The organism is Moorena sp. SIO4E2, from assembly GCF_010671945.1.
Classification (GTDB): Bacteria; Cyanobacteriota; Cyanobacteriia; order Cyanobacteriales; family Coleofasciculaceae; genus Moorena; species Moorena producens.
This window is the reverse complement of record NZ_JAAHIE010000392.1, coordinates 1-7,037: the sequence shown is the minus strand read 5'-3', so window position 1 is coordinate 7,037 and position 7,037 is coordinate 1. Positions and strand designations below refer to the sequence as shown.

Here is a 7,037-nt window from a genome sequence, read left to right as displayed (position 1 = left end):
ATGCCGAAAGGTATTATTACTCGGTTTATTGTAGTAATGCATAAGTGGATTTACCAGCAGCAATATGTGTGGAAAAGTGGTGTTATTTTAAACAAAGATAACACCAAAGCAGAAGTAATTGAATATTACGAACAGCGAGAAATTCAAATTAGAGTTACTGGTAGACATAAACGAGACTTGTTGACTACTGTTATTTACCAACTAGATCAGATCCATGATTCTTATAACCGATTGAGGTGTAGTAAGTTAATCCCCTGTAATTGTTCTACTTGTAAAAACAGTCAAAATCCTCATTTCTATGAATTTGATAAATTAAGAGAGCGGATTGCTTATGGTGAGCATACGGATAAATGTGATATTCCTCCCTATAATACAGTTAAGGTATTAAGTTTAATTGATGATGTGATAGATTTAAAGAAGTTCACAAAAGATGAACAACCAGATATAGATCGACAGCTAAACAAAGCTGCTAGTTCTATTAATATTAATATTGAAGCGACAGGTAGTAAAACTATGTCTGAAAAAAGCGAAATCAAGGTTGGGGACGGAAGTACGGTCATAGGAGCAGCAGGTAGAGATTCTAACAACAAGAATTTAGAAGTTACCTTGAATGAGTCACCCACAGAGAAGAAATGGAATCTCTCCAATAAACTTGCTCTGATGAGCATAATAGCGACCTTATTTGTAGGATTAGGGGCATGGCTGTTTAGCGGACTTCTTAATGACAAGGTAATACAATGGTTTAGTCCAGAGCCAGCAACACAACAAGAGCAACTAGATGAATCCTAGGGTGGGCAGTGTCTAGCAAGGGGCTTTTTAAGAGGATATATATTCAGCACTGCCCAGCCTACATAAGCTAGATGAATCGTAAGGTGGGCAGTGTCTAGCAAGGGGCTTTTTAAGGTGATCCCTATTCAGCACTGCCCACCCTGACAATTTCTCCTAAAATTACCTCCCCAAAAAAAATTTTTCAAAACCCTTGAAAAATTAAACTATAATCATTACAATAATCATTATAAACGTAATTGAGTTTTTTAGTCATGTCTACAGACTTTATTCCGAATCAAGACAATAATGCTGATGATTCTAAGCCGAAGAAAAAACGTATTAAGTATATTAAGGGTTCTCCTGAAGCAGTAACTAATACTATTTACGGCCTTTATGTACTGGGGTATGCAGATGTTTCCGAGTGGAGCCCTTTGCAGCCGACGGGTATTCCAGGGGAAGTAATTAGTTTTGCAACCAAGTATCGGACTTGGCGTTAATAGGTTAAATTTCTGGGGGGGTTTCCCCCCCCGGTCAAAGGATCCGATTTGTTCGCGTAGGATCACATGCGGATTGATTCGGAAACTGATAGATATGACATAGGGTTTACAGCAGTGAAATAGCCGTGGATAGTATTTCTACGGCTATTTTTTTTGGTTTTAATTTAATGGAATTGGGAAGTGCGAACGCGCCCCGCGTGGCCAACGGCCAATCCGATCAGATTCCGATTGGGGCTACACCGATGGTGGGCAGTGCCTAGCAACGGGCTTTGTCAGCTGATCTGATCTGTATCAAGCACTGCCCACCCTACATGAACTATTTATATATAGTGCAACTTATTATCTTAGCACTATTGATAACTACTATCCTGCCCCGGGTCTTTAGACCGGAGAGTGTCAACATAGACTTGTCTTAAATTTGTCAGATGATAGTCGTGTTTTAAGATTGAGCTGTCACGAACGTTGTACTTAATCTCTTCTAGGAAGAGCAGTTCAACCACGGACGGAGCCAATTCGGGGTTGTCCATGGCAGTTTCAAACAGCCAGTTGGTGTCGCGGCTCAAAAAGAAGTCCAACATAGTAATTTAGTAATCAGTAAGATGCACCTGTGTGATCAGCTGTGCGGGTATACACAGCTGCTAATGGTTTATCTCATATTTGTAAAAAATCCGGAAAGAATGTGCTGGATATACGAAGATGGCAAAGAAACTGGGAAATAGCTGGAGCCTCTAAACTTAGCTTATTCTTGAACAAGTTTTAATTAGCGATGGGCTTGAATTGGGATGATTGGTTTTTGCCAAAGAGTGCGATCGCGTAGCGTGGCCGTAGGCCAATCGCGTTTGAATTGGGATATTGGTTCTGGTGCGATCGCGTTTGAATTGGAATGTTGGTTCTTGGTACTGGTGCGTTCGCGTAGCGTGGCCGTAGGCCAATCGCACTGCTGGTAACAGTGTTCTAGTTCAGATGAACCTAACTGAATACCTGCGTTCGCGTAGCGTGGCCGTAGGCCAATCGCCTTTGGCTGTGCGTAGCGCATCCCAGGGGTGGGACGGTAACAGGGTTACAAGAAAACCTATGTGACCAAGTAAATTTATTCCTACGTAAGTATTTCCGGAATCCTGATTCATCGACTGTAGTTTACATCGAGGAGCGATTCGGCCTTCATTCAACTATATATAATTATCGCTAATGAAAGCTAAAAAAGTTCTGAGACGATATGCAGCAGGACAACGGGATTTCCAAGGGGTAAATCTTAGAGGTCAATCGTTTCAGGAGAAAGACCTTTCAGGAGCAGATTTTAGTTACGCTGATATTCGAGGAACAAATTTTAAGAATGCTATTCTAAAGGAAACTCAGTTCTGTAAGGCAAAGGCTGGATTACAAAAACGGCAGGTAATTGTTCTTCTGTTGGTTTCCTGGATAACGTCAGGACTATCAGGAATTATTTCTTTATTGGGTGGGGTGTTAATAACGTCAATATTTGTGTCTAGCAAGGTAGAGGTACAAATTTTCGGCTGGATAGCACTGGTTGTAATAATTGTCTTATTTTTTGTTATCCTTCGTCAAGGCATCGGAGGAGCCGTAGCTTTCGCCGTAGCCTTAGCCGTAGCTTTAGCCGTAGCTTTAGCCGTAGCCGTAGCCGTAGCCAAAGCTGTAGGCGTAGCCTTAGCCGAAGCCGCAGCCGGAGCCTTAGCCGAAGCCGTAGCCGTAGCCTTTGCCGTAGCTGTAGCCTTAGCCGTAGCCTTCGCTGTGGCCGTAGCCGTAGCCGAAGCCTTAGCCTTAGCCGTAGCCGTAGCCGTAGCCGTAGCCTTAGCCGTAGCCTTAGCCGAAGCCTTAGCCGAAGCCGTAGCCGTAGCCGTAGCCTTAGCCGGAGCCTTCGCCTTCGTTTTACTTGGCACTTACCTGGGCTGGCGTGCTCTAAAGGGGGACCCCAGAGATGCCTGGATTCGCACTATTGCTATTGCTTTTGCTGCCACAGGAGGAACAAGTTTTTACAAGGCTAACTTAACCGATGCTGATTTTACGGGAGCTATTCTTAAAAGTACAGATTTAAGAGAGGCTAATCTTACTCGTACTTGTTGGAAAAATACTATTAAGCTTGACCGAGCTAGACCTGGTAATACTATCTTAGCTGATACGGCTGTTAGAAAATTATTGGTTAGTGGTAATGGTTACAATAAGTCTTATGTTAATGGTAATCTTAGAGGTACAAATTTAAAAGGGGCTAATTTAAATAAGGCTAATTTAAAACTGGCTGATCTTAGCGAAGCAACTTTAGAGGATGCTAATTTAGAATGGGCTAATTTAACTAAAGCTAATTGCGTTGGTACTGATTTTACCCATGCTTATCTTACGGGAGCTTGTTTAGAAGCGTGGAATATTGATTCAACAACTACCTTAACTAAGGTTGATTGTCGGTTTTTATTTTTACTAGAGAATCCCAATGATATGGGAAGTCGAGAGCGTCGTCCCCATGACTTTAATCGGGTTTTTGAACCAGGGGATTTTGACAAGCTTTATAAGCAGATTACGAATACGGTGCAGATTCTTCTGCGTAATGGGGTTAATCCAGAAGCATTTCGTCAAGCCTTTCAAAAATTAATGGCGGAAAATCATGAAATTACTGGTGATTCGATTCAAGGAATTGAGAGGAAGGGAAATGATGTTTTACTTACTTTGGAAGTTCCAGAATCAATAGATAAGGGTAAGGTTGAGAGACAATTTTTGGAAAGTTATGATAATGCTAGGTTGGAAGATGCTAAAATAATTGCTTTTCTAGAGGGTAAATATGAGGCTAACAATCGCTATGTTCATAACTTCAAAGATGTTATAGACGCTTTGATCAGTAACCAGTCATCCAATTCTATAGTCAAAGTTATAAATAAAGCTGAAGCGGAGAATAATATGTCAGATAATTCACGTAATTTTAATATAGACCAAAGGCACGCTATTAATGCTAATGCTCCGGTCGCAACAGGCGACAACGCTACACAAAATATTGAGAATAATAATGCGACACCAGAGCAAAAACAAAGCCTAGCCGAAGCAGCAGCTGAAATCCAGCAACTTCTAAACCAACTATCCCAGAGTAATCCCACTACAACAAGTCAAGAAAAGATGATAGTTGTCAGTGAAGTTGTTGACCAAATTGAGAATAACCCAACCCTAAAAGCTAAGGTTATCAATGCCCTGAAAGCAGGAGGAGTGGAAGCTTTCAAGGAAGCCCTAGACCATCCTTTAGTTAACATTTTGGTAGCTACCATTGAGGGATGGGGGGAGGCTTAGGGGTAAGCTATCAGTTATCAGCTATCAGTTATCAGCTATCAGCTATCAGCTATCAGCCATTCGCGTAGCGTGGCCCAAAGGCCAAGGCCAAGGCCAACAGCTGACGGCTGACCGCTGACCGCTGACCGCACCTCAAGTAGCGCATATCCTTACATATGTAAGTAAAATGGAGACAAACAAAGCAACTTTTAGACACCCTCATGAATTCAAAAACTAGCTTGATCGCTCGCATTACTCAAACCCCTGGTCAGTGTGGTGGTCGTCCCTGCATTCGAGGGATGCGAATTCGAGTTACCGATATTTTAGAAATGTTGGCTGAAAATGTTAGTGTTACTGAAATTTTAGAAGATTTCCCCGATTTGGAACTCGCAGATATTCAAGCTTGTCTACTTTTTGCTGCACGACGCACTGATTTTCCCAGACTGACAGCATTAGGTGCGCTTTCCGTTGGCGAATTAAATTCGCCACGGGTCGCACCTGAAGATTTGGATTGATGCTCAATTGCCTCCAACATTAGCAAATTGGCTGTCAACCACTTTTGGCTTAGAGGCTTTTGCTCTGCGAGACTTGGATCTTCGAGATGCTCATGATATCGAGATATTTGAAGCTGCACGATCTCAAAACGCTGTTATTATGACCAAAGATAGTGACTTCATCGATTTAGTATGTCGTTTGGGAACACCTCCTCAAATTTTGTGGCTAACCTGTGGTAACGTCACAAACCGCAACTTACGGCAATTACTAAGCGCTACTTTGCCTGATGCTTTAGAACAGTTGCAGCAAGGAGAAATGATTTTGGAAATAACCAATACTCCCTAAATTAAGATTGATACGGTCTACCCTAAGATTAACCACCCAAAAACTTCCTCAACTGTTAGTTCTAACTCTACTCCATTGAGAATCGGTAACGTAGACGTTGCTGAAAAGATTTCCAATCGTTGAGTCTGATCGATCACGATAATACTTTCTTCTTCTGGATCAATTAACCATCCTAGTTCAGTTCCGTGACGCAAACAGTGGATCAGGTTGCTGAGGACTTTGGTTTGTCTTTGGTCTGGGGAAAGAATTTCAATTGCCCAATCTGGAGGTATTTGAAAGCGGTTGGCAATTTTGCCAGTTGGTTCAATGGGGATGTTTTACCAACGAAAGACTGTGATGTCGTAAATAATTAATTGACCCCCAAAGGTACAGCGCAATTCGGGGAAAGCCTTGGCAATTTTGTTGGGATTAGCGACTCGATTGATAGCTTGACACAATTCAATTTGAAGCAGACTATGTTGGCCTTGTGGCATGGGCTTAATAACTATTTACCCATTGATAAATTATGATGGGGGTTTGGTTTCTGGGAGTTTGAGGAACTCCTCTAAGGTTAGGGCTGGAGTGGCAGTGGTCATATATAGCGGTTTTGAATTAGGTGAGGTAATTTTTTTTAGGGAGCAGGGAGCAGGCAAGAGGCAAGAGGCAAGAGGCAATAAGTAAAAAATTCTGTGTACCTCGTACCTATGAAAAACGCTATAGTTTCTATGTTTATTGAGATGGTGCGTTACATTATAGTAACTTACCCTACAAGATTGCTATGGTGGGCAGTGCCTAGCAACGGGCTTTGTAAGGTTATCTGTATTAAGCACTGCCCACCCTACGTGAACTACCTCCCGTTAATTAGCTGACGGCTGTTCGCCTTCGCGCAGCGTGGGCGTAGCGCATATGCTTACATACAACCTAGAGGGGCGGTTGTCGCCCCTGTCGGAATAAATTAGATTAAATTAGAGTAAAATAAGATTTTTTTTGACAAAAGAGGAAAAAATTATAACAAGTAACTTCAATCAAATTTTATAAATGATTGACGCTCTTTATTTAGATGAACAGAACGATTTAATTAATATTGTTAGACATAGACAAATTGAACAAAGAAGAGAAGAAATCACTGTTAATATTACTAAAGCTCACCAATAATATCAACAAGGTAACGTTTTTCGGGGTACAGTTGATGATGTTATCGCCGAATTAAACAATGACTAATTTAATTTTAACTTCATCATTTAAACGAGCTTTTAAGGCAATCATTAAACGTGAACCGAATTTAAAGCCAAAAATTGAAGCAAAATTAAGATTACTGGCTGATAATCAGCATAATCCTAATAGCTATTAAAAATGCTATAGTTTCTATATTTATTGAGAGCGTTACATTATATTAACGTACCCTACTGGACTCCTGAGATCTGGCACCATTGTGATTAATCCGATGGTGGGCAGTGCCTACCAACCGGCTTGGTCAGCTGATTTGATCGGTATCAACCAATGCCCACCCTACATCAACTTCCGACTCCCCATCTCCCCATCTCCCCATCTCCCCATCTCCCCAAACCCCCGCCCCCTGGTAACTTTTACTACCATTGCCGAAAAATTATAAAGTTTTGTAAATAGCTGCGTAACTTCTCTGAGTGACCCAGACAAATAAATAGAACAACTTGGTACAATAAGTTGAAT

At 41.5% G+C, this 7,037-nt stretch carries 6 protein-coding genes and 5 pseudogenes; 8 read left to right on the top strand and 3 right to left on the bottom strand.

Annotated elements, in window-relative coordinates:
* Together F6K37_RS28365 and F6K37_RS28360 are read left to right on the top strand one after the other, a co-directional pair.
* Positions 1-789 (top strand): annotated as a pseudogene (locus F6K37_RS28365) (GTPase); the annotation flags it as partial.
* 251 nt (positions 790-1,040) lie between these two features.
* Positions 1,041-1,265: a hypothetical protein gene (locus F6K37_RS28360; RefSeq protein WP_008188571.1), complete on the top strand. Its 225-nt coding sequence runs from the start codon at positions 1,041-1,043 to the stop codon at positions 1,263-1,265.
* A gap of 350 nt (positions 1,266-1,615) precedes the next feature.
* On the opposite strand, the gene F6K37_RS28355 is transcribed toward F6K37_RS28360, so the two are convergent.
* Positions 1,616-1,828 carry a hypothetical protein gene (locus F6K37_RS28355; protein ID WP_131827246.1) on the bottom strand — a complete coding sequence of 71 codons (213 nt, stop codon included), beginning with the start codon at positions 1,826-1,828 and terminating at the stop codon, positions 1,616-1,618.
* Between the two features lie 197 nt (positions 1,829-2,025).
* Positions 2,026-2,301, bottom strand: coding sequence for a hypothetical protein (locus F6K37_RS28350; RefSeq protein ID WP_008188565.1), 276 nt, complete (start codon positions 2,299-2,301; stop codon positions 2,026-2,028).
* Positions 2,302-2,453: 152 nt separating this feature from the next.
* Here F6K37_RS28350 and F6K37_RS28345 point away from each other — a divergent pair, with 152 nt between their 5' ends.
* From F6K37_RS28345 to F6K37_RS28335, 3 genes and pseudogenes are all read left to right on the top strand, one after another.
* A complete protein-coding gene (locus F6K37_RS28345; protein ID WP_287253768.1) occupies positions 2,454-4,550 on the top strand; it encodes a pentapeptide repeat-containing protein in 2,097 nt (698 codons plus the stop codon).
* 200 nt (positions 4,551-4,750) lie between these two features.
* Positions 4,751-4,981 (top strand): annotated as a pseudogene (locus F6K37_RS28340) (DUF433 domain-containing protein); the annotation flags it as partial.
* A gap of 46 nt (positions 4,982-5,027) precedes the next feature.
* The gene (locus F6K37_RS28335) at positions 5,028-5,369 is read left to right on the top strand and encodes a DUF5615 family PIN-like protein (RefSeq protein WP_502709658.1); all 342 of its coding nucleotides are present in this window, start codon (positions 5,028-5,030) and stop codon (positions 5,367-5,369) included.
* A gap of 17 nt (positions 5,370-5,386) precedes the next feature.
* On the opposite strand, the pseudogene F6K37_RS28330 reads toward F6K37_RS28335, so the two are convergent.
* Positions 5,387-5,944: pseudogene (locus tag F6K37_RS28330) on the bottom strand (Uma2 family endonuclease).
* Positions 5,945-6,386: 442 nt separating this feature from the next.
* On the opposite strand from F6K37_RS28330, the pseudogene F6K37_RS45690 reads away from it, so the two are divergent.
* From F6K37_RS45690 to F6K37_RS28320, 3 genes and pseudogenes are all read left to right on the top strand, one after another.
* Positions 6,387-6,569: pseudogene (locus F6K37_RS45690) on the top strand (hypothetical protein).
* Positions 6,562-6,687: pseudogene (locus F6K37_RS28325) on the top strand (plasmid stabilization system protein); the annotation flags it as partial. The pseudogenes F6K37_RS45690 and F6K37_RS28325, both read left to right, overlap by 8 nt.
* A 93-nt stretch (positions 6,688-6,780) precedes the next feature.
* The gene (locus tag F6K37_RS28320) at positions 6,781-6,960 is read left to right on the top strand and encodes a hypothetical protein (RefSeq protein WP_287253762.1); all 180 of its coding nucleotides are present in this window, start codon (positions 6,781-6,783) and stop codon (positions 6,958-6,960) included.
* The last annotated feature ends 77 nt before the right edge of the window (positions 6,961-7,037 follow it).

What these genes read in the sequence shown, in the direction of transcription:
- F6K37_RS28360 (WP_008188571.1), top strand. Translation starts at nt 1,041, where the DNA reads ATGTCTACAGACTTTATTCCGAATCAAGACAATAATGCTGATGATTCT.
- F6K37_RS28350 (WP_008188565.1), bottom strand. Translation starts at nt 2,301, where the DNA reads ATGCGCTACGCACAGCCAAAGGCGATTGGCCTACGGCCACGCTACGCG.
- F6K37_RS28345 (WP_287253768.1), top strand. Translation starts at nt 2,454, where the DNA reads ATGAAAGCTAAAAAAGTTCTGAGACGATATGCAGCAGGACAACGGGAT.